15 protein-coding genes and 1 tRNA gene are annotated in these 20,112 nt (G+C 64.6%); 8 read left to right on the top strand and 8 right to left on the bottom strand.

What is annotated here, in order from left to right; translation table 11 throughout:
• Window positions 1-2 precede the first annotated feature (2 nt).
• Both FJ980_RS13665 and FJ980_RS13660 read left to right on the top strand, forming a co-directional pair.
• Window positions 3-965: an ABC transporter permease subunit gene (locus FJ980_RS13665; RefSeq protein ID WP_140543468.1), complete on the top strand. Its 963-nt coding sequence runs from the start codon at window positions 3-5 to the stop codon at window positions 963-965.
• Window positions 962-1,780 (top strand): ABC transporter permease subunit, encoded by an 819-nt coding sequence (locus tag FJ980_RS13660; protein WP_140543466.1) that lies wholly within the window; start codon window positions 962-964, stop codon window positions 1,778-1,780. Before FJ980_RS13665 ends, FJ980_RS13660 begins: the two co-directional genes overlap by 4 nt.
• A gap of 38 nt (window positions 1,781-1,818) precedes the next feature.
• On the opposite strand, the gene FJ980_RS13655 is transcribed toward FJ980_RS13660, so the two are convergent.
• On the bottom strand, window positions 1,819-3,699 hold the full coding sequence (locus tag FJ980_RS13655; protein ID WP_140543464.1) for an AsmA family protein: 1,881 nt from the start codon (window positions 3,697-3,699) through the stop codon (window positions 1,819-1,821).
• Between the two features lie 264 nt (window positions 3,700-3,963).
• On the opposite strand from FJ980_RS13655, the gene FJ980_RS13650 reads away from it, so the two are divergent.
• Complete coding sequence (locus FJ980_RS13650; protein WP_140543462.1) at window positions 3,964-5,922, top strand: acetoacetate--CoA ligase; 1,959 nt, start codon at window positions 3,964-3,966, stop codon at window positions 5,920-5,922.
• Between the two features lie 249 nt (window positions 5,923-6,171).
• Here FJ980_RS13650 and FJ980_RS13645 read toward each other — a convergent pair whose 3' ends face one another.
• Window positions 6,172-10,194 (bottom strand): PAS domain S-box protein, encoded by a 4,023-nt coding sequence (locus FJ980_RS13645; RefSeq protein WP_140543460.1) that lies wholly within the window; start codon window positions 10,192-10,194, stop codon window positions 6,172-6,174.
• A gap of 264 nt (window positions 10,195-10,458) precedes the next feature.
• On the opposite strand from FJ980_RS13645, the gene FJ980_RS13640 reads away from it, so the two are divergent.
• The 3 genes from FJ980_RS13640 (at window position 10,459) to FJ980_RS13630 (ending at window position 11,803) form a co-directional block, all read left to right on the top strand.
• Window positions 10,459-10,923, top strand: a complete 465-nt coding sequence (locus tag FJ980_RS13640) for a phasin (RefSeq protein ID WP_140543458.1) — start codon at window positions 10,459-10,461, stop codon at window positions 10,921-10,923.
• A gap of 342 nt (window positions 10,924-11,265) precedes the next feature.
• Window positions 11,266-11,342: transfer RNA gene (locus FJ980_RS13635), tRNA-His, on the top strand.
• Window positions 11,343-11,551: 209 nt separating this feature from the next.
• The gene (locus FJ980_RS13630; protein WP_140543456.1) at window positions 11,552-11,803 is read left to right on the top strand and encodes a DUF768 domain-containing protein; all 252 of its coding nucleotides are present in this window, start codon (window positions 11,552-11,554) and stop codon (window positions 11,801-11,803) included.
• Window positions 11,804-11,837: 34 nt separating this feature from the next.
• Here FJ980_RS13630 and FJ980_RS13625 read toward each other — a convergent pair whose 3' ends face one another.
• The gene (locus FJ980_RS13625; protein ID WP_140543454.1) at window positions 11,838-12,956 is read right to left on the bottom strand and encodes a P1 family peptidase; all 1,119 of its coding nucleotides are present in this window, start codon (window positions 12,954-12,956) and stop codon (window positions 11,838-11,840) included.
• Between the two features lie 7 nt (window positions 12,957-12,963).
• Entirely contained in the window at window positions 12,964-14,529 is a 1,566-nt protein-coding gene (xseA, locus tag FJ980_RS13620; RefSeq protein ID WP_140543452.1) for an exodeoxyribonuclease VII large subunit, read from the bottom strand.
• A 118-nt stretch (window positions 14,530-14,647) separates the two neighbouring features.
• Between xseA and FJ980_RS13615 the strand changes: the two genes are divergently transcribed.
• The gene (locus FJ980_RS13615) at window positions 14,648-16,894 is read left to right on the top strand and encodes an EAL domain-containing protein (protein WP_140543450.1); all 2,247 of its coding nucleotides are present in this window, start codon (window positions 14,648-14,650) and stop codon (window positions 16,892-16,894) included.
• On the opposite strand, the gene FJ980_RS13610 is transcribed toward FJ980_RS13615, so the two are convergent.
• A complete protein-coding gene (locus FJ980_RS13610) occupies window positions 16,895-17,851 on the bottom strand; it encodes a LysR substrate-binding domain-containing protein (RefSeq protein WP_140543448.1) in 957 nt (318 codons plus the stop codon).
• Window positions 17,852-18,087: 236 nt separating this feature from the next.
• Here FJ980_RS13610 and FJ980_RS13605 point away from each other — a divergent pair, with 236 nt between their 5' ends.
• Window positions 18,088-18,378: a DUF1127 domain-containing protein gene (locus FJ980_RS13605; RefSeq protein ID WP_140543446.1), complete on the top strand. Its 291-nt coding sequence runs from the start codon at window positions 18,088-18,090 to the stop codon at window positions 18,376-18,378.
• A gap of 183 nt (window positions 18,379-18,561) precedes the next feature.
• Here FJ980_RS13605 and FJ980_RS13600 read toward each other — a convergent pair whose 3' ends face one another.
• From FJ980_RS13600 to FJ980_RS13590, 3 genes are read right to left on the bottom strand one after another with little or no spacing between them, the layout of a single operon-like run.
• Window positions 18,562-18,786: a type II toxin-antitoxin system HicB family antitoxin gene (locus FJ980_RS13600; RefSeq protein WP_140543444.1), complete on the bottom strand. Its 225-nt coding sequence runs from the start codon at window positions 18,784-18,786 to the stop codon at window positions 18,562-18,564.
• Complete coding sequence (locus FJ980_RS13595; RefSeq protein ID WP_140543442.1) at window positions 18,770-19,021, bottom strand: type II toxin-antitoxin system HicA family toxin; 252 nt, start codon at window positions 19,019-19,021, stop codon at window positions 18,770-18,772. Before FJ980_RS13595 ends, FJ980_RS13600 begins: the two co-directional genes overlap by 17 nt.
• Window positions 19,022-19,047: 26 nt before the next feature.
• Window positions 19,048-20,064: a DUF937 domain-containing protein gene (locus FJ980_RS13590; RefSeq protein WP_140543440.1), complete on the bottom strand. Its 1,017-nt coding sequence runs from the start codon at window positions 20,062-20,064 to the stop codon at window positions 19,048-19,050.
• Between the last annotated feature and the right edge of the window lie 48 nt (window positions 20,065-20,112).

Genomic DNA, 20,112 nt, shown 5'->3' with positions numbered 1-20,112 from the left:
AGATGACGGATATCGCAGCGACCGCCGCCCCATCGACCGAAACCGCAACACTGCCGGCGAGGCTGGCAACAGGCCTCGTCAACCGCCTCGTCATCATCGTCCCTTATCTCTGGCTGCTGTTCTTCTTCCTTGTTCCCTTCATCATCGTGTTCAAGATTTCGCTGTCGCAAACGGCGATTTCGATGCCCCCCTATACGCCGGTGCTCGGCTTCAAGGACGGCGTTTCGGGATTTTTCGCCGGCGTCCGCGACCTCAACTTCGATAACTATACCTGGCTCACCCAGGACGCGCTCTATTTCAACGCCTATGTGACGAGCCTGGTCATCGCGGGAATCTCGACGATACTCACCCTGGTCGTCGGCTATCCGATCGCCTATGGCATGGCGCGGGCGCCGGCCACGATCCGCCCGACCTTGCTGATGCTGGTGATCCTGCCCTTCTGGACCTCGTTCCTGATCCGCGTCTATGCCTGGATCGGCATCCTGAAACCCGAAGGCCTGCTCAATCAGGTTCTGCTCGCCACCGGCCTGATCAGCCAGCCGCTGGTGATCCTCAACACCTACACCGCTATCTTCATCGGCATCGTCTATTCCTACCTGCCCTTCATGGTGCTGCCGCTCTATTCCTCGCTGGAGAAGATGGACTATTCGCTGATCGAGGCTGCGCAGGACCTCGGCTGCCCGCCGACCGGCGCCTTCTGGAAGATCACCTTCCCGCTGTCGCTGCCCGGCGTCGTCGCCGGCTGCCTGCTGGTGTTCATCCCGGCCGTCGGCGAGTTCGTCATCCCCGACCTTCTCGGCGGCTCGCAGACGCTGATGATCGGCAAGACGCTCTGGAACGAGTTCTTCTCCAATCGCGACTGGCCGGTCTCGTCGGCGGTGGCCGTCATCCTGCTCCTGGTGCTGACCATCCCGATCATGTTCTTCCAGCAGGCTCAGGCCAAGGCACAGGAGCAGGGCAGATGAACTCGACCTGGAGCCGCTTCAACATCACCTCGATCGTGCTGGGCTTTGCCTTCCTCTATCTGCCGATCGTTCTTCTGATCGTCTTTTCCTTCAACGAATCCAAGCTCGTCACCGTCTGGGGCGGCTTTTCGACCAAATGGTACGTGTCGCTGTTCCACAATCAGGGCCTGATGGACGCCACCTGGGTGACGGCGCGCGTCGGCGTCATCTCCGCAACCGTCGCGACCGTGCTCGGCACGCTCGCCGCCATCACGCTGACGCGCTACACGCGCTTCAAGGGACGTGTGCTCTTCTCGGGCATGGTCTTCGCGCCGCTGGTCATGCCGGAAGTCATAACGGGCCTCTCGCTGCTCTTGCTCTTCGTCGCCGTCGGGCTCGACCGCGGTTTCGTCACGGTGACGCTCGCCCACATCACCTTCACCATGTGCTTCGTCGCCGTCGTCGTGCAGTCGCGGCTGGTCACGTTCGACCGTTCGCTGGAGGAGGCGGCGATGGATCTCGGCGCGCCGCCGGTGAAGACCTTCTTCCAGATCACCTTGCCGGTCATCCTGCCGGCGATCATCTCCGGCTGGATGCTGGCGTTCACGCTCTCGCTGGACGATCTGGTCATCGCAAGCTTCACCTCGGGTCCCGGCGCCACCACGCTGCCGATGAAGATCTACAGCCAGGTGCGCCTCGGCGTGACGCCCGAAATCAACGCCGCCTGCACCATCCTGATCGCGGTGGTGGCGGTCGGCGTTATCATCGCCTCGATCGCCAACAAGCGGCGCGAGATCCAGCGCCAGCTCGACGAGCAGGCCGCGCAGCGCGGTTGAGCGTGACGAGAAGCGGGGACGCTTTGCGTCCCTCGCCTTTACTGGCCTGAAACGCCGGGAGCGATCGGCGATATGAACGGCGCGCTCCAGTTGCCGCCGACGAAGAACAGCGGCTGGCTCGGCGGCGCGGAAGCCGGGCTGGCCGCCTGACTGTTGGCCTGCTGCGGCTGCTGCGCCGGCTGTCCGTTGGGCACCACTCCGCCCGAGAGCGCCAGCCCGCGTCCGACATAGGAGGCGATGCCGGACAGCCAGATCTTGTATTTCTGCGAATTGATCTCGGCCTTGTCCAGGCGCGCCACGCCCTTCGAAATGCTTGCCTTGATCTCGGCGCCGTCGATCGGCAGCGATCCATTGGCGACATCGTCGAGCGCGAAGAAGCCGCCCTGCTGGTTGCGCTTGAGGAAGGCCGGCAGGTCGAGCCCGTTGATAGTGCCCGGACCCAACGTTGCTGAGAACGATCCGTCGGCATTCTCGAAGATGGAATTCCAGGCCTTGCCCGGTCCCTTGAGGATGACCGATACGGTCCCGGTGCTGGCCGGCACCAGCCGCGTCATTCCCGCCGCCGTGGCAAAGGCGCCCGTATCTACGTCCGATGCCAGGAGCCGCATCTCGACCTGCGTGCCTTCCGGCTTGCGGTCGAAGCGCAGGCTGCTCTGGATGTTGCCGTTGAAGGCCGACGCGTCGGATATGTCGAAGACGGCAAGACCGTTCTTGACCTGCGCGGTCGCCGCGACGTCGGCGAGCTGGACCGGCCCCGCCATGGCATGCGCCGCCGACAGCCTGAGGTCGAGATTGATGCGGTCGGCGAAACTGGTGTCGACATCGCCGGGGCCGGCCTCGCCGGTCGGCGCGACAGGCGTGAAAGCCGACAGGAAAGATCTGAGATCCAGCGTGTCGAAGGCGAGCGTGCCGGCAATCACCGGGCTCCCCTCGGCGAAGGAGAAATCCAGCGCGCCCATGCCCGGGTTGTTGTTGAGCGTGACCGTGGTGTTCTCGAATTTCGCGCGTCCTGCCGAGGCGTTCACCTTGCTGGCGATCGAGACCGCGCCGATCGCAGCACCCGGCGCGATCCCTGCCTGCGACCACTCCAGCACGCGTCGCAGCGACGGGGCGGCAAACTTCGCCTGGCCGTCCAGATAGGCATTGTCCGACATCGAGGCCGTGCCGTCGAAGGAGAATGTCGCGGGGGCCGCCTTGAAGGAAAAGGTGACGGGTGCCGCCCCTCCGCCAAACAGCACCAGCGGTTTCGCCGATGAGAAATCGAGCTGCATGCTTTCGCCGCGCCAGATTCCGCTCGCGGTCAGCGACGCCTCGCTGTTCATCGCTTCCCAATTGACCTGGCCGTTCAGGCTGCTCAGGATTTCGGCCTCCTTGCCGTCAACCGAAGTCACCACGCGGCCATCGCGGAATTCGACGGTGCCGAACGGATCGGACGGCAATTTGCCGAGATCCGGCTTCTGCGGGTTGGCGGTGACCACGCCGCGCGCGGTGTCGATCGAGCGCGTGATGCGCCCGCCGGTCGGAAGCGGCGGCAGATAGAAGCCGCTGGCGGTGCGCTGCACCCTGATAGTCGGGCGCACCAGCCTGGCGGTCGAGAAGGCGACGTTGCCCTGCAAGGCCGCCATGGCGGAGAGATCGACTTCCACGCGATCGGCCTCGACCACCGGCGGCGCTTCGGTCTCGGTCCATTGCGACAGCGTCACGTCGCTGAGGATGGCCCGGAATTTCGGCCACACCTCGATGCGCGGCGAGCCGTCGATCGTGACCCTGAAGCCGCTCCAGGCACTCAATTCCCAGGCGATGCGGTCGCGCACGATACGGGTCGAGGCAATGAGCGGCAGCGCCGCGACCGCAAGCGCGATGACGAGCACGGCAACGCCGATCGCCCACACCCCGCGCCGGATCAGAGATGATGGCATTTCGCCCCGTATGCTTTCGTTGCCGACAAAATCGCCCGACGGGTGTAACCGAGCGCCGACGCTTTTCAAGTCTTTATGGCCTTGCGATGGCATTTGCACAGCGGCCGCCATGGGTCGCCCGAACAAAATCTTGCTCTGCTGCGCCGCAATATGCATAAGCGGTCTGCACGATCCCGATCCGCAATCGCACGCCGTTTCTGGGACGATGGCATATGCGACGTTGGGCTTAACTGGCTCGAACGCGACGCTTTGGGAGGAGCGATCATGGCCGCCGACACACCTTTGTGGACCCCGACGCAGGAGCGGATCGACGCAGCGCCGATGACCGCGTTCATGAAGGCCGCGGAGGCAAAGGCTGCGCGTTCTTTCTCCGGCTATGCCGAACTGCATCGCTGGTCGACCGACAACCGCGAAGCCTTCTGGGACCTGGTTTGGGATTTCTGCGCGCTTGTCGGCGACAAGGGCGAGCGGCGCCTCGTCGACGGCGAGCGGATGCCCGGCGCCAGCTTCTTCCCCGATGCCAGGCTGAATTTCGCCGAGAACCTTTTGCAGAAGACCGGCGGCGGCCCGGCCATCGTCTTTCGCGGCGAGGACAAGGTCGAGCGGCGGCTCTCCTGGAACGAGCTCCACGCGCTGACCTCGCGCCTGCAGCAGCTCTTCCTGTCGCTCGGCGTCAAGGCCGGCGACCGCATCGCCGCCATGATGCCGAATATGCCCGAAACCATCGCCGCGATGCTGGCGGCAAGCTCGATCGGCGCGGTCTGGTCGTCATGCTCTCCCGATTTCGGCGAGCAGGGCGTGCTCGACCGCTTCGGCCAGATCGAGCCGGTCGTCTTCATCGCGCCGGACGGCTATTGGTACAACGGCAAGGCGATCGAGGTGGCCGACAAGATCCGCGCTGTCGCGGACAAGCTGGCAAGCCTGGGCAAGGTGCTGATCGTCGACTATCTCGGCACCTCGAGCGACGTTGCCGCCACCATCGACAAGGCAGCCGCGCTCGAAGACGCGCTCTCGCCCTTTGCCGCAAAGCCCGTGAGCTTCGAGCGGCTGCCCTTCGCGCATCCGCTCTACATCCTTTTTTCCTCGGGCACGACCGGCATTCCGAAATGCATCGTGCATTCGGCCGGCGGCACGCTGATCCAGCACGTCAAGGAGCACCGGCTGCATGCCGGCCTGCTCGATGGCGATCGCCTGTTCTATTTCACCACCTGCGGCTGGATGATGTGGAATTGGCTGGTCTCGGGCCTCGCCTCCGGCGCGACGCTGCTGCTTTATGACGGCTCGCCTTTCTACCCCGACGGCAACGCGCTGTTCGATTTCGCCGATACCGAGAAGATGACTTATTTCGGCACCTCGGCCAAATTCATCGATTCGGTTCGCAAGGCCGGCCTGAAGCCGATCGCGAGCCACGATCTGTCGAGCGTGCGCACCATCTCCTCCACCGGCTCGCCGCTGTCGCCGGAGGATTTCCGCTTCGTCTATGACGGCATCAAGAAGGACGTGCACCTGGCCTCGATCTCGGGCGGCACCGACATCGTCTCCTGCTTCGTGCTCGGCGTGCCGACCGAGCCGGTCTGGACCGGCGAGATCCAGGGCCCTGGCCTTGGCCTGGCGGTCGACGTCTGGGACGACGACGGCAAACCTGTCCGGCAGGAGAAGGGCGAGCTTGTCTGCACCAAGGCCTTCCCGTCGATGCCGATCGGCTTCTGGAACGACCCCGAAGGCAAGAAATATCACGCCGCCTATTTCGAGCGTTTCGACAATGTCTGGTGCCATGGCGACTTCGCCGAATGGACGGAACATGGCGGCATGATCATCCACGGCCGCTCCGATGCCACGCTCAATCCGGGCGGCGTGAGGATCGGCACGGCCGAGATCTACAACCAGGTCGAGCAGATGCCGGAAATCCTCGAGGCGCTCTGCATTGGCCAGGATTTCGACAATGATGTCCGTGTCGTGCTGTTCGTGCGGCTCGCCTCCGGCGTGACCCTGGATGAGGATCTGGAAAAGCGCATTCGCGCCAGGATCCGCATCGGCGCCAGCCCGCGCCACGTGCCGGCCAGGATCGTCGCCGTCGCCGACATCCCGCGCACCAAGTCCGGCAAGATCACCGAGCTCGCCGTGCGCGACGTGGTCCACGGCCGCGCCGTGAAGAACAAGGAAGCGCTCGCCAATCCCGAGGCGCTGGAGCTGTTCCGCGACCTGCCGCAGCTGGCAAGCTGACCGATGTGGTTAACGAAATCTGTCCGGCGAATTTACCTAGATTTCACGGGTGGTACACATTCGTAAATTTTTTCGCGGTCCGGTAAGGACTTGTTAAGAGACGACGCTGATAGTCGCGTGTAACTTGAGGGAGAAATCCCGTTCCTCGTCCCCTGAGGTTCAGCTCAAGCCCCCGTTGTGACAGCATCCCATTTCTCAAGGCGTCCTCTTGGACGCCTTTTTCTTTGGCCGTCGCTGTCGCGTGCAAAGTTATTCGGCGAGCACGCGCGTCGAGGGGAAGCCGACCTCGACCAGGGTTCCTTCACCGGGCGTCGAGGTGATGGCGAAACGGGCGCGGTTGGCCTCCACCATGGCCTTGGTGAGGGGCAGGCCGAGGCCGGTGCCGTCGCCGCGTCCGCGCTTCAACGCATTAATCTGCTTGAACGGCTTCAGCGCCTGCTCGATCTCCGCCTGGGTCATGCCGATGCCGGTGTCGCGTACACGCATGACGACATCGCCCGAGGCCTCGTAGGCGGTCGAGACGATCACCTGGCCGCCGGCCTGGGTGTAGCGAATGGCGTTGGACAGGATGTTGAGGGCGATCTGGCGCACGCTTCTCAGATCCGCCACCACTTCCGGCAGCCGCGAGGCAAAGCTGGATCGGATGATGACCCGTTCGCGATTGGCCTGCGGCTGCATCATCGCCACCGTCTCGGCCAGCGTGTCGTTGAGCGACACCGCCTCGTAATCCATCTCCTGCTGGCCTGCCTCGATCTTGGAGATGTCGAGCAGGTCGTTGACGAGATCGAGCACATGGTTGCCCGAGCGGTTGATGTCGCGCAGGTAGTCGCGATAGCGGTCGTTGGTGATCGGACCGAATTTCTCGTCTACCATCAGCTCGGAAAAGCCGATGATGGCATTGAGCGGGGTGCGGATCTCGTGGCTGATGCGGGCCAGGAAATCGGTCTTCTGCGAGGAGGCGCGCTCGGCAACCGCGCGTGCCTGCGTCAGGTCTTCCTCGGCCCGCTTCCATTGCGTGATGTCGCGCACGACGGCGCAGAAGCCGCTGTCGTTGGGCAGCCTGCCGATGGTCATGAACAGCGGGATGAAACGCCCCTGCGCCTCGCGGCCGATGACCTCGCGGCCGTCATTTAGCACGCTCGCGACACCCGGCTCCGAAAGCCCGGCCAGATAGTCGCGCGCCGCGCGCTGGCTTTCTATGGCAAACAGCGAGGCAAAGGGCTTGCCCGCGACCTCGTCGCTGTCGAAACCGAACAGCGCTTCGGCCGGCCGGCTGATCGAGCGAATGTTGCCGTCGCGGCCGATCAGCACGACGCCGTCGGTGGCGGTGTCGATGATGGTGCGCATCTCCGCAATGCGCGACTTCAGCTCCGGCACGTCCGGCTGCAGCGCCGGTTCGTCATTGGCGGCGGTGAAATGCGCCGCATCGTCCTCGCCGGAACGCCGCACCACCAGCATCAGCGCCTTGCCGTCGCGCCACGGCACCGAGCGCAGCAGCGCGTCGATCGGGAATTCCAGGCCCTGGCGGGTCTTGAGCTTCAGCGAGTGGTCGCTTTCGTCCGTAGCGGCGTCCTCGGCGTAAGGGTCGGCGAAGAGCGCGCCCAGGCCGCCTGCATCCGCGAGGTCGTCCAGCGCATCATAGCCGGTGAGTTCGAGGAAGGCGTCATTGGCATAATGCAGCATGTCGCCCGAATGGATGAGCAGCGGCACAGGCAGCCTGGCCAGGATGGACGTGTCGGGGGCCTTGGCTTCCTCTCCGGTCGAAAACGCGGACGGCACAAAGCCGGAAAGTTTAAGCGGCGGCACGTCGAGGCGTCGCCGCGCCGCGGCCGTCGCGTCCGGTTCTTCCGGCTGTTCTTCCGCGGCCTTGGCGGCATCTGCATCTGAGCCTGCCCAGTCCTCATTGTCCTGCGCATCGCGGAAGTCGTCGGCGGTCATGCTGTCGTCGGCCGTCGCATCGGAGGCGGGCCGCCCGGCGGCGACCGGCGGCGCCGCAGGCTCTTCGACGGGCCGCTGCGGCTCCGCGGCAGCAGGTTCGGCGTCCTCCCGGGTGCCCTGTGCTTGCTCGTTCTGGGAAACCGGCGCGATGCCGGCGTCCTCCGTGGGTTTCTTGCCGTCGGCAAAGTTGAGCAGCGAGCCGGAACCGGCCGAGGTCTCGGCCTGGCCGGGGTCGCCGGTCTCGGCGGCGCCATCGATGCCGTCGAGCCGCGCCAGGTCTTCCTGGTCTTCCGCCTCGGTCTCCGCTTCCGCGGCCTTCGCATCGGCCTTCGCGTCGTCGGCTTCCGAGGGCGTGGACAAGCTCGCGTCCTGGGCGGAACCGTCGTGCTCCGCCGCGTCGGGTGGAAGCGGCTGGCTTGCGTCGGCCCTTGTTTCGTTGGCCGCTTCCTTCACCGTTGCCGCGTCCTCGCCGGCAACAGCGGCATCGGGCTGCTTGTCGGCCTCGGGGCCGCGTTCCTCGGCAGGGGCGGAACTGTCCTTGCGCAGCCGCTCGCCGATCTCGCGGAAGGCGCTGCGCTCGAGGATCGACAGCCCCTTCTGATTTGCCGGCGTGTCGCTTCCCGGTTGCTTGTCGTTGGCCGGCTGGCGATGCTCGGCCAGCCTTATCACCTTGTCGGCAAAGCGCCGCTCAGGCTTCGGCACGATGGTCAATGCCGGCACTTCGCCCTGGAAAGGGTCTTCAGGCTTCGACTGTTCGGTCTGTCCCGAGCCTGGCTGCTCGACCGGCGGCTCGGCCCCGGCAGGAGCGGCATTCGGCACCAGAGCCATGCCAAGCGCTTCGGGATCGACCACGGCGTCGGCGCTGCGCGCGACGCCAAAGCCGCGAAAACCCTCGAAGGCGCGGCTGCGGCCATAGACGGGCAGGGCCGCCAGATCGACGGGGATCTTCAGACCCGTTCCGGCCACCGGCCACAGTACCGAGCGGCCGGACCAGGTATCGCGCCGGTCGAGCAGGCCGGCGATCTCGCCCGAGGCGTCGAGGCCGAAAGTGGCGGCGACATCCTTGAAGCGGCGGCCGATCACATCGGCGGCAGGCTGGCCGACGATGTCGGCGAATTCGGGCGACAGCGCGCTGAACCGACCTTCGGCGTCGGTGCGCCAGACGAAGCGCAGCGGTGGCGCCGAGCGGTCGATGTCGCGGGGCGAGGTCGACTGGACCGATTTGGCGGTTTCGTCTCCGGCTGCTTCGGCGCCATGCTGTCCTTGGCCTTCGGCTGCGACGGCACCTTCCGGCTCGCCCTTCGTCGGCGCTGTCGGTTGAGCATGCCCGGCGCCGTCGTCGCCGGCATTGAAGTACCAATGGTCGTGGTGGCCGGCGCCGGCGGTGTCGGCCTGATGGTCTGTCCCGGCAGGGCGCTGGCCGGCCAAGGTCCGGCTCTCCACGTCGGGCTGTGCGTCGCCGTCGGGAGCCTCTGGCGCCGGCTCGTCCCCTTTGCCAGCCGCCGCGGTAGGCGCTGGGTTGTCCTGGACAGGCTGAGACTCGGGCTCGATTGCAGCGCTTTCACCTTGGGGCGGGGCGCTAACCGCCTCTGGCGCCGCAATTCCCTGATCGCCGGTCCGATCGCCCTGGTCGGCGGCCGGCCGATTGTCCTGGCCGCTATCGGAGTCGTCGAGCTGCGCCTCGTCGATCACCACCAGCAGATGACGCGTATCGGTGAGCCGCGCAAAACCGGCCGGGTAGGCGGTGTCGATGCCCGGCACGAGGCGTTTGACGATGCGGTCGCCGCTGCTTGCCACATCCGCAACCAGGGCAGCCAACGTCCGCGGCTCGATGCCGAGCGCCGCAAAGCCGTCCGAGGCTGCCTCGACCTCGCCTTGCGCGTCGACAAAAGCAATGAAATGCCCGGCCTCGGTAAAGCCGCCGATGGCACGGCTGGCGATCTCGCCGGCGCTGCGCGAAGTGGTCTGCGCCGCCGGCACCGCCAGCATGATTGCCGCCTCGCCGTCCGGCATCGTCACTGCGCTGGCCAGAAAGCCGACGGCGCGGCTCACCATGCCGATAGCCAGCCTCACCGTGACGGCGCGGTCGCTGCCGATGTCGGGAAAACCGCTGGTCGCCATGATCTGCCGGCGGGCGATCAGCGGCAGCCGCGCCGAGGCGCCGATGATGGCCTCGATATCCGGATAGCCGAAGCCCGACGCCCCCGGACCGTTCGCCCAGATCACCTGTTCGAGGTCGACCGACAAAATGGCCAAAGCATCGCCCGCGGCAAAGCGCTGGCGCACCGCGTCGAGCACGGCAACGTCGAGGAAGGAGTAGTTTTCAGGCGGCATGCGCTGGCCAACCCTCCGAAGCGGGCATTTTTCAGTTAACGCTTTGTTAATAAAAGCCCGCGGCCCGGAGGTCCACAAGCCTAAGCTTGTATCGGTCGAAATCTCTGGGCTCTTGGTTAACGGCTCTCGTGGCTGACGCAGGGGAAAGATTTTTATGGTGCGGTGCAGCAAAGATATTGCAACGCACAAAAAGATCCTTTATATTGCCATCATACATGAACGAGACGGCTTTCTGTCAAAGCCGCTGCCCCGAAAGGTTGGAAAATGTCCAAGACCACTGCCAAGCCCTCCGAGACCATCGAAAACGTCGAGTTCCCGAGCTTTGATGCTTCCCAGGCCACTGACCAGATCCGCGCCTTCGCCGAGAAGGGCGTCGAGCAGTCGAAGGAAGCCTATGCCAAGCTGAAGACCGGCGCCGAGGAGACCCAGAAGGTTCTGGAGTCGACCTACGAGACCGCCAAGACCGTTTCCAGCGACGTTTCGCTGAAGGCCATCGCCGCGCTGCGCGCCAATGCCGAGGCCAGCTTCTCGCACCTCGAAGCCCTGGTCGGCGCCAAGACCCTTTCGGAAGTCGTCGAGCTGCAGACCTCCTTCCTGCGCAAGCGCGTCGAAATGGCCGTCGAGCAGGCCAAGGAATTCCAGACCGTTGCCACCAAGGCGGTCGAGGACGTCTCCAAGCCGGTCAAGAGCGCCTTCGAGAAGGCGATGAAGGACGCCAAGGCCGCCTGATTTCAGCGCACAACCCTGCGATGCATCAAAACGTCGCATTTCGTCAGACAAATAGTCGTGCGATAGGTTGAGTAACCAGATACCCGGAAATGGAACCTCCTCCCTCCGTTTCCGGGGTGACCAGCCAGCACCTCCTCCCGCTGGCTCGTAACAGGAAAAGGCCGGCACCTCCTCCCGCCGGCCTTTTCTTTTGCCTTGACGACAGGCGGATGAGGAAACCAATCGTTTACCTTATCAAGGCCCTTGAATTAGAATCCGATAGCCCGTATTTGACGCATCGCCGAACGACAGAGCGGATCACGGAGAATGAAGCTTTCACCTCGATCCAGCTCAGGCAGGCAGGCCGTTGTAGCTCAGCTGGTTAGAGCGCCGGATTGTGGATCCGGAGGTCGCTGGTTCGATCCCAGCCAACGGTACCATCACTCTCGATGATCTGAACGTGCACCTTGAACCCTTCCATTCCTTCGGCTCCGCGGACCATCTCTTGTCCTTTGGGCGGGATGTCTTATCCCACAGACAAGGTGTCTTGCCGGTCGAGGCCGACTCGGGTCGAATGGGGCATGCATCCTTTGCAAGGGTGCGGACGTTCATGGCTACCAACCGGCTTTGCCGCTAGGGAAAAAGCAGTATGAGTGAACATGCGATCGAGTTCTTGCGCGGATGGATTGGCGAGAAAGTCCAATGCCAGGATTTGCCGATCAAGATCGACAAGCAGGCCGAGACCCTCGCCAGGGAGTGCTGCGCCAAGGCTGCCGAGGCAGGCATTCTGCTCGAGGACATCCAGGAAGAGGTCGGCGACATCCAGGAGCTGATCGCGTCGCGCCTCGAGGAAGCCGCCGAAGAGGGCACCAGCGAAGTCAAGCCGGACAAACCGGAATAAACACCCGCCTGCCACAGGCCGGCGGCGCCGTTTCTCAGCCGAATTTTTCCTTCAGCCATTCCTTCGGCAGCGCCGGCACGAAATTGCCGTCGCGCCCTGTCATATCCGCATTGGCGACCAATGCGTTGAGGATCGCTTCCTCCACGCCTTGCACGATCGCGTCGAAGAACGGGTCGATGTCGACGTCCGGGATGAATTCCGCGCGGGCGATGCGGCCTGAAGGCGCCAGCGCGGCCTCGGCATTGGCGGTAGAGAAGGCGAGAAAAATGTCGCCAGAACTGTGATAGCCATAGCCGCCGGTCATGGCGATGCCGAGCGGCACGCGCCGGGCGAGCCGCTTCATCTGATGCGGCAGGAACGGCGCATCGGTGGCGACGACGGCGATGATCGAGCCCTTTTCGGCGCGGGGCGTGCGCTCGCGGATGGCCGGCTGGGCCAATTCTGGGCCGACACGCCGGCCGCGAATGGTGAAATTGTGCCTCTTGCCGAAATTCGCCTGCACGAACACGCCGAGAATGTAGCGCCTGTCCTGCCATGCGACGACGCGTGAGGCGGTGCCGGACCCGGCCTTGAAGCCGAAGGTGATCATGCCGGTGCCGCCGCCGACGCTGCCTTCCTCGATGGCCCCATTGCTGGCGCTGTCGAGTGCCGCGGCCACATGGTCGACGCTCACATGATGGCCGTTGATATCGTTGAGGAAGCCGTCATAGGTCTCGGCCGCCACCGGCAGGCCCCAGCCGCTGTCGAGCGCGGCCGGCGAGACGCGATGCATCCAGCGCAAGGTGGCATCGCGGGTCACGCCGCAGGAATGCGTGTTGGTGATGGTGACCGGGAAATTGAAGGCGCCGGTTTCCTCGATGATGTGCGTTCCGGTCAGCTCGCCATTGCCGTTCTGGCTGAACACGCCGGCGAACACCGGCGTCGCGAGTTCCTGAGCCGGCCTGGGCAGGATCGCGGTCACGCCGGTGCGCACCGGACCGTTGCCGACCTGCAGCGGGCCGTCGCCTGAAATCAGCGTCGTGTAGCCCACCGACACACCCGGCACGTCGGTGATGGCGTTGAAACGGCCGGGCATGCCGTCGAGCGCGATGCCGAAGGAGCGCAGGCGCGGCTTGCCCGATGGCGTGCGAAGATGCGGGTCGTGGTCGCTCATGGAAACCTCAGAACAACGAACCCTGACTGCCCGGCTCCTTGGCCTTGGCGGACGACTTCGCGGCCAGTTTCGGCCGCGCGCCGCCGGAGGTTGCGATGGCTTCGGCATTGCCGTCGGCGAATTCCAGCTGCAGCGCCGCGCCCGGCGCCAGCTCCGCGACCCGCTTGATGACGGCGCCTTCGGCGTCCTTGACCAGCGCGAAGCCACGCGCCAGCACGGCTTTGTGCGACAATGTCGAAAGCAGCCGGTCCGCCTGGGTAAGAGCCGCGCGCAGCCGGTCGAGGCGCCGCGCCGTGGCCTGATCCTGCCTGCGCGACAGCGCGGCCAGCGTGTCGGCCTGTTGCTTCTGGCGCCGTACGATCGGCGCCGGCGACAGCCTTGCCGCCGTGCGTTTGAAGCGCGCGCGCCTTTCGCGCACGATGGCGAAGAACGCGGCTCGCGCCCGGGCAATATCGCGACCAGTCAGCGTGCGCGCTTCATTGAGGCGCCGCGACAGAGTTGCCGGCGTCAGCCTTTGCCGCTCTAGCGTCGCCCGCTTGCGCTCGATATTCACCGTCAGCCCGCGGCCGAGGCGGCTGGTCGCATCGTCGAAACGGCGGCGCGGCAGCGCCAGCAGCTGGTCGGGCGAGGGGAGCGCGCGCGCCGCGGCGCGCACCGCCTGGCGCTTGCGTTCCAGATGCCGCGAGGCGCAGGCGTTGAGCCGCGCGCCAAGGCTGGCCAGGGTAACCTCCAGATCCGCCCTGACCGGCACGGCGATCTCGGCCGCGCCCGTCGGTGTCGGCGCGCGCATGTCGGCAACAAAGTCGATCAGAGTCGTATCGGTCTCGTGCCCGACGGCCGAGATCACCGGGATGGCGGACGCCGCCACCGCCCGCGCCAGCCCTTCGTCGTTGAAGCCCCAGAGGTCCTCGAGGCTGCCGCCGCCGCGTGCCACGATCAACAGATCGGGTTGGCGGATGGGTCCGTCCCATGTCAACGCGTTGAAGCCGTTGACGGCCGCGGTCACCTCTCTGGCCGTCGTCTCGCCCTGGACCCTCACCGGCCACACCAGCACATGGAGCGGAAACCGGTCCTTGATGCGGTGGATGATGTCGCGGATCACCGAGCCGGTCGGCGAGGTGACGACGCCGATGACTTTGGGCATGAAAGGCAGCCGCCGCTTGCGGCCGGCATCGAACAGGCCTTCGGCCTGCAGCCGGCGCTTGCGCTCTTCGAGCAGCGCCATCAGCGCGCCGGCGCCCGCCGGCTCCAGATTGTCGATAACGATCTGGTAGTTGGATTTGCCGGGATAGGTGGTCAGCTTACCGCTGGCGATCACCTCCATGCCTTCCTCGGGGCGGAACTTCAGCCGCGCCATGGTGGTCTTCCAGACCACCGCATCGATCCGCGCGCGGTCGTCCTTCAACGCGAAGTAAGCGTGGCCGGACGAATGCGGGCCGCGATAGCCGGAAATCTCGCCACGCACCCGCACATTGCCGAAGTTGTCCTCGACAGTGCGCTTCAGCGCGCCGGAAATCTCGCTCACCGTATATTCGGTGGCGTTGCTGCGTGATTCGGTTGCTGTTTCACTCATTGCGCGATTGGGGAACGCTTATCGGCCCGCGTCAAGCGCGGAGAAACCGCGCTAATATTATAACGCGATGTTAAGCCCGATTTGCTTTGACAGGCCCGAAGAGCCGGCCGGGGACCTGATGAGCGTACGCCAAAACAGCAGCCCGTTGACCCGTCAGGTCACGCTGACCGTGCTGACGCTCGCCACTTTCGCTTTAGCCATCGTCGTGGGCTTCGGCTTCTACGCGGCCAGCCAGGCCGATGATGCCTCGCTCGTACGACAAAAGATGTTCATCGCCGATGGTTTGAAGGACCAGATTGCGTCTGTTCAGCGGGAGCAGGAAAGCGTTTCGGTCTGGGATGACGCGATCATCAATGTGAGGGCAGGCAACCAGACCTGGATCGAAGAGAATCTCAGTGTCTGGATGTTCACCTACTACGGTCACAACCGGGTCTATATTCTCGACGCCGCCAATCATGCGATCCACGCTATGCGCGAGGGCAAGGTGGTCGACGCTTCCGCCTATGGCGAGGACCAGCCCGCGCTTCTTCCCATCATCGAAAAACTCCGTCGCATGCTGGCTGGGCCGCCGCAGGCCGATGCATACGGTCAGCCTGCGAAGATGGTGGCCGAGGATCTGGTGTCGCTCGACGGCAAGCCGGCGATCCTGAGTGTGATGCCGCTGGTGCCGAGCTCGGACAGGATCACTCAGGCGCGCGGCACCGAGTGCCTGCATGTATCGGTCGAATTCATCAATGACGCGGTGATCGGCAAGATCGCCGGAAAGTACCTGCTTGATGGCGCGCGGCTGGTGCCTTTGTCACAGCCGGCTGGCCCAGCCGCCGTGCCGCTGGTCGATTCGCGCGGCGTCATCCTCGGCTATATCGGCTGGGACCAGCTGCGGCCCGGCCTTGCCTTAGTGCGCGAGATCGCTCCTGCCTTGGCGATCGCCCTGCTGTTGGCGGGCGGCGCGCTGGTATTCCTGTTGCGAAGGTTGCGTCGCGCCTCGGCCGCGCTGCAGACCAGCCAGGACCAGGCGCAGTATCTCGCCTTCCACGACACGCTCACCGGCCTCCCCAATCGGGCGCTGTTCGAGGACCGCCTGCGGCGCACGCTGCTGTTCGCCAGCAAGGACAAGACGCGCATCGCGCTGCTTTACCTCGATCTCGACCGCTTCAAGCATATCAACGACACGCTCGGCCACCCGGCAGGTGACGAGCTCGTGCGCCAGACCGCGGCGCGGCTCAAGCATGCGATCCGCGAAGTCGATACCGTCGCGCGGCTCGGCGGTGACGAGTTCGCCGTCATCCTGCTTGACGTTCCCGACGTCGGAAGTGCCGAGGACATCGCCGAAAGGCTGCTCTTGAAGCTGCGTGAGCCGTTCCGGCTGATCGACGACCAGGTCTTCGTCAGCGCGAGCGTCGGCATCGCGCTGTCGTCCGGATCGGACACCGATGCGGACGAGCTGTTGCGCAAGGCCGACATCGCGCTTTACGAGGCCAAGAAGAACGGTCGTGGCCGCTACGAGTTGTTTGCCGGCGACATGGACGATCTCTTGTTGCGCAAGCGCAAGGTCGAGTCCGAACTCCGCAAGGCGCTGGAAGGCGAAGGTGGCATCAAGCTCGCCTATCAGCCGGTTTTCGCGGCCGACGGCCGCGGAATACTGGGGGCCGAAGCGCTGATCCGCTGGGGTCATGAAGTGCATGGCGCTTTGCCGGCAGCGCAATTCATCGCCATCGCCGAAGAGCGCGGCCTTGTCAGGCCGCTCCGCTCGGTAAAACCCCTCGTCCTCATCGGCGATTTGGGCAAATGGGCGCTGGGCGAAGCCTGCCGCTTTGCCGCCGGGACCGAATTGCCCTGGATCGCGGTCAACATCTCGCCGATGCAGCTGCGTGACATCGGCTTTGCCGGACAGGTCGCCGATATCCTGAGCGAAACCGGACTCAATCCCTGTCGCCTGCAGCTTGAGACCACCGAAAGCGTGCTGCTCGAGCACAATGATACGATCGGCACGGTGATTGCCGCGCTGCGCCAATCCGGCATCTGCATCGTGCTCGACGATTTCGGCACCGGCTATTCCTCGCTGAGCTATCTGCGCCGCCAGGCGATCGACAAGTTGAAGATCGACCGCTCTTTCGTGCATCTGCTCGACGAGGACGAAAGCGCGCGCGCCATCGTCAAGACGCTGATCGAGCTGGCGCAGGCGCTCAACGTCGAGGTGACCGCGGAAGGCGTCGAAACCGATGCACAAAAGGCCTTGCTGGTCGGCATGGGCTGCCGCCAGTTGCAGGGCTATCTGCTGTCGCCGCCGCTGGAGCCCGGCCAATTGCTTGCGCTGCCGGGTGTCTCGTCAATGGATCAGGAGCGCTCCGCCGCTCGGGCCTGATTACCATCCCGGCATGATCTGGTTCGCCTTGACCCGCTTCATCTTGGCAAAGGCAAGCGCGGCGAAGTCGAAGCTTCCCGCCTCCTCGCTGAGCGGCACGGAAATGTTGTCGAGGCTTTCGGCGATGTGGCGGGCCAAAGCGTCGACGATCTCCGGTTGCGAGGTCTGGCCGCGCATGATGCCGATGCGGCAGTCCGGCAACTGGCCGAAGCCGTCGGCCTCGCCGAGCACGCGCATGCCGGGCCGCAGCGCGCATTCCGGCAGCACCGAGACCGCCAGGCCGGAAAGCACGGCCGCGGTAATCACCGTGGCCGAGAAGCTGGAGAACAGCACGCGGTACTCGCGGTTCTGCCGGTCGAGCACGTCGACGGCGGCGCGCCGCCAGATGCAGTTCGGCCGGCCGAACGCCATAGGCAGCGTCTCCTGCTCATGCGTGGCATGGTTGGCGGACGTCACCCACAAAAGCGGCTCGCGCCGTACCACTTCCGACTGGCCGCGCGTGTCGTTATGCGTCACCAGCGCCAGGTCGAGATTGCCGCGCTTGATGTGCTCGACCAGCCCCGGCGTCGGCTCGCATACGACGGTCAGCTCGACGCGCGGATTGGAGCGCGAGAAACGCGCCATGATCTCGGGCAGGAAGCGATCGGCATAGTCGTCCGGCGTGCCGATACGGATCGTGCCTTCGAGCCGCTGGTCGTCGAAGGCGGCCAAAGTCTCGCGGTTGAGATGGATCAGCCGCCGCGCGTAGGAAAGCAGCCTCTCGCCCTCCTCGGTCAGTTTGTTGGTGCGGCCGTCCTTTTCGAACAGCGGCTTGCCGATCCGCTCCTCCAGCCGCCGCATCTGCATCGACACTGCCGACTGTGTCCGGTGCACCTCCTCGGCCGCGCGGGTGAAGCTGCCGGTGTCGGCGATCGAGATGAAGGTTTGCAACTGATCGAGGTCGAGCGGCGCTTTCATCGGTCAAACCCATCATTGATGTTGATGCTACAGATTAAAAACATTCGTTGGATTAATCAATCTCGCGATGGCAAATTGGCATCGTTCACATGAAAGCAGTGCATGTCGCCCAGAAGTGGTTCCCAGTTCTGGGACGACGATATGCATCACGTCAATGAATGGAAACTGGAGCGGCGCTTCTCCCAAGGCGCCGCTTGCCTGGTTTCGTCCGCTCGACTCCCGAAGGAGAGACTGACATGACCACGATTGAACTCGCTTCCGAGACCCCGCGCATCACCACGCGTCCGGCCGTTGCGACGCGCGTGCTCAATGCTCTCGCCAACGCCTATGTCGCCTGGAAAAATCGCCGCGCCTTCTATCGCCTGGGCGAGATGTCGGACGCCGAGCTTGCCGATATCGGCCTGACCCGCGCCGACCTCCATGTCGCCGTCGCCGTGCCCTTCGGCCGCGATCCGACGGTGAAGCTGCGCGCCATCGCCAGCGAGCGCGCCGACACGATCGAGGATCTCGCTCGTCAGGTGGCCTGAACGGCCGCATTGCCTGGATTTCCGGTCGCGTTGAACCTTTTCACGGCCAAGCGCGACCAAGTTTCATGCAGGCTCCCACACTCCCTGCCGGTTCCCCGCCGGCCAGCCTGCACATTGCCCGGTTCCTCCTCCAGGACCGGGCATTTTTTGACCGCGCCTCTCTCCGGAAAGCGTCTCAGGGGATCAGGCGAAAGCCAATTTTCTCGACGGTCTTGGCACTGACCGGCCAAGTTCATGCGCAGCTTCTATCCAAGCCACGATGGCATCTTGGACATTCGCGATGGCCTCCTCGGGAGTTTCGCCATCGCTCATGCAACCGGGAAGATCCGGGACATAAGCGGAAAACCCGCCACCGTCCTCAATCGAGAGTGGTGCGATGACGACAGGATATTCAAGCTTGTCGGTCATGCTTTTTTGCCTCGTCGATAAACGACACGAGTTTTCGAATATATACGGGCTTGACCGGGCGTTTGAAAGGCACCGTCAAAATGTCGGCCATTGCCGAGTGGTAGATCTTGTAATGCGATCCGCCCGATCTCGGCGGCACGCATTGAATGCCGGCCTCGTCGCAGACTGCCTTGAAATCTCGCATCGACCAGTCGCCGCGGGGATTGCGGCGCATTTGTTCAAGTCTCTTGCTCACGGAACGTCGCTTCGGGCGTTTGCTACCTACCGCCGGTCCATGTCGCGCTTGAACTGGTCGAAGATCGTCCCGACGTTCTTCTCATATTCATCGCGCTGCTGCGCGCCGGTCTCGAACATCTTGCCGAAGATGTCGTCGAACGGGTTTCGCGGCCGGCCGCTCGGGTTGGTTTGCGGTTGTTGCGGCGCGCTTGGCTGCGGTTGGCGCTGCTGCGGCTGCGGCGCCGGTTGTCCCCCGGGCATGCCGAAACCGCCGCCGCCCTGGCGCAGCATCTCCTCGAAGATCTTGCCGAGCGGGTTATCGCCATAGGGACTTTGCGTCTGCTGCGGCTGCGGCTGCTGCGTCGTACCGCCGCCGAACATATCCTGCAGCACCTTGCCGAGCGGGTTTTCGCCGTACGGACTGGGCGCCTGCTGGGGCTGGGTTTGCGGCGCGCCGCCGCCGAACATATCCTGCAGCACTTTGCCGAGCGGGTTCTCGCCATAGGGCGGCGGCTGCGGCGCCTGGCGTGTCTGCGGCGCCGGCGCGAGGCCGCCCTGGCGCATCATCTGCTCGATGATCTCGCCGAGCGGATTGCCGCTGCCGCCGAGGCCGGCGGCCTGCATCTGCCCCCCACTCAATTGATTGTTGGTCTGCTTGAACAGCCCGCCCATCATCATCGAGGCCATCGCCGGCAGCATCTGTTGCAGCACCTGCTGGCTCAATCCCGTCGCCTGCGCGGCTTGGGCTGCCACGGCGCGCGACAAATCCTTCGAGCCGAACAGATGGCCGAGTATGCCGTTGCCCTCATCGATGCCATGCGGCGAAAAGGCCCTCGTGGCGTCCTCGAAATACTTGGCGTGCTGGCCGCTCGCCATCGCCGTCATGAACGCGCCCATCCCGTAGGGATCGGCGGTGTTGCGCTGCAGCCCTTGCGAGAATGCCGGCAGCAGCGCCTGCACCGCGGCCTGCGTCTGCTGCATTGAAAGCCCATATTGCTGTGCCAGCGCCTGCATGCCGGCGCCGTTCTGGGCCTGGGCGAAAATGTCGAACAGGGAAGGCATTTGGGTTCTCCTCCGAGAATATCCTCATCGGAGAGCCTAGTTCGTTTC

Source organism: Mesorhizobium sp. B1-1-5, assembly GCF_006443065.1.
In the GTDB taxonomy this organism is placed as follows: Bacteria; Pseudomonadota; Alphaproteobacteria; order Rhizobiales; family Rhizobiaceae; genus Mesorhizobium.
This window is presented reverse-complemented; position numbering and strand designations above follow the sequence as displayed.

Bases quoted from the DNA above. Each gene is read 5' to 3' on its own strand.
- FJ980_RS13665 (WP_140543468.1), top strand. From the start codon at position 3: ATGACGGATATCGCAGCGACCGCCGCCCCATCGACCGAAACCGCAACA.
- FJ980_RS13660 (WP_140543466.1), top strand. From the start codon at position 962: ATGAACTCGACCTGGAGCCGCTTCAACATCACCTCGATCGTGCTGGGC.
- FJ980_RS13655 (WP_140543464.1), bottom strand. From the start codon at position 3,699: ATGCCATCATCTCTGATCCGGCGCGGGGTGTGGGCGATCGGCGTTGCC.
- FJ980_RS13650 (WP_140543462.1), top strand. From the start codon at position 3,964: ATGGCCGCCGACACACCTTTGTGGACCCCGACGCAGGAGCGGATCGAC.
- FJ980_RS13645 (WP_140543460.1), bottom strand. From the start codon at position 10,194: ATGCCGCCTGAAAACTACTCCTTCCTCGACGTTGCCGTGCTCGACGCG.
- FJ980_RS13640 (WP_140543458.1), top strand. From the start codon at position 10,459: ATGTCCAAGACCACTGCCAAGCCCTCCGAGACCATCGAAAACGTCGAG.
- FJ980_RS13630 (WP_140543456.1), top strand. From the start codon at position 11,552: ATGAGTGAACATGCGATCGAGTTCTTGCGCGGATGGATTGGCGAGAAA.
- FJ980_RS13625 (WP_140543454.1), bottom strand. From the start codon at position 12,956: ATGAGCGACCACGACCCGCATCTTCGCACGCCATCGGGCAAGCCGCGC.
- xseA (WP_140543452.1), bottom strand. From the start codon at position 14,529: ATGAGTGAAACAGCAACCGAATCACGCAGCAACGCCACCGAATATACG.
- FJ980_RS13615 (WP_140543450.1), top strand. From the start codon at position 14,648: ATGAGCGTACGCCAAAACAGCAGCCCGTTGACCCGTCAGGTCACGCTG.
- FJ980_RS13610 (WP_140543448.1), bottom strand. From the start codon at position 17,851: ATGAAAGCGCCGCTCGACCTCGATCAGTTGCAAACCTTCATCTCGATC.
- FJ980_RS13605 (WP_140543446.1), top strand. From the start codon at position 18,088: ATGACCACGATTGAACTCGCTTCCGAGACCCCGCGCATCACCACGCGT.
- FJ980_RS13600 (WP_140543444.1), bottom strand. From the start codon at position 18,786: ATGACCGACAAGCTTGAATATCCTGTCGTCATCGCACCACTCTCGATT.
- FJ980_RS13590 (WP_140543440.1), bottom strand. From the start codon at position 20,064: ATGCCTTCCCTGTTCGACATTTTCGCCCAGGCCCAGAACGGCGCCGGC.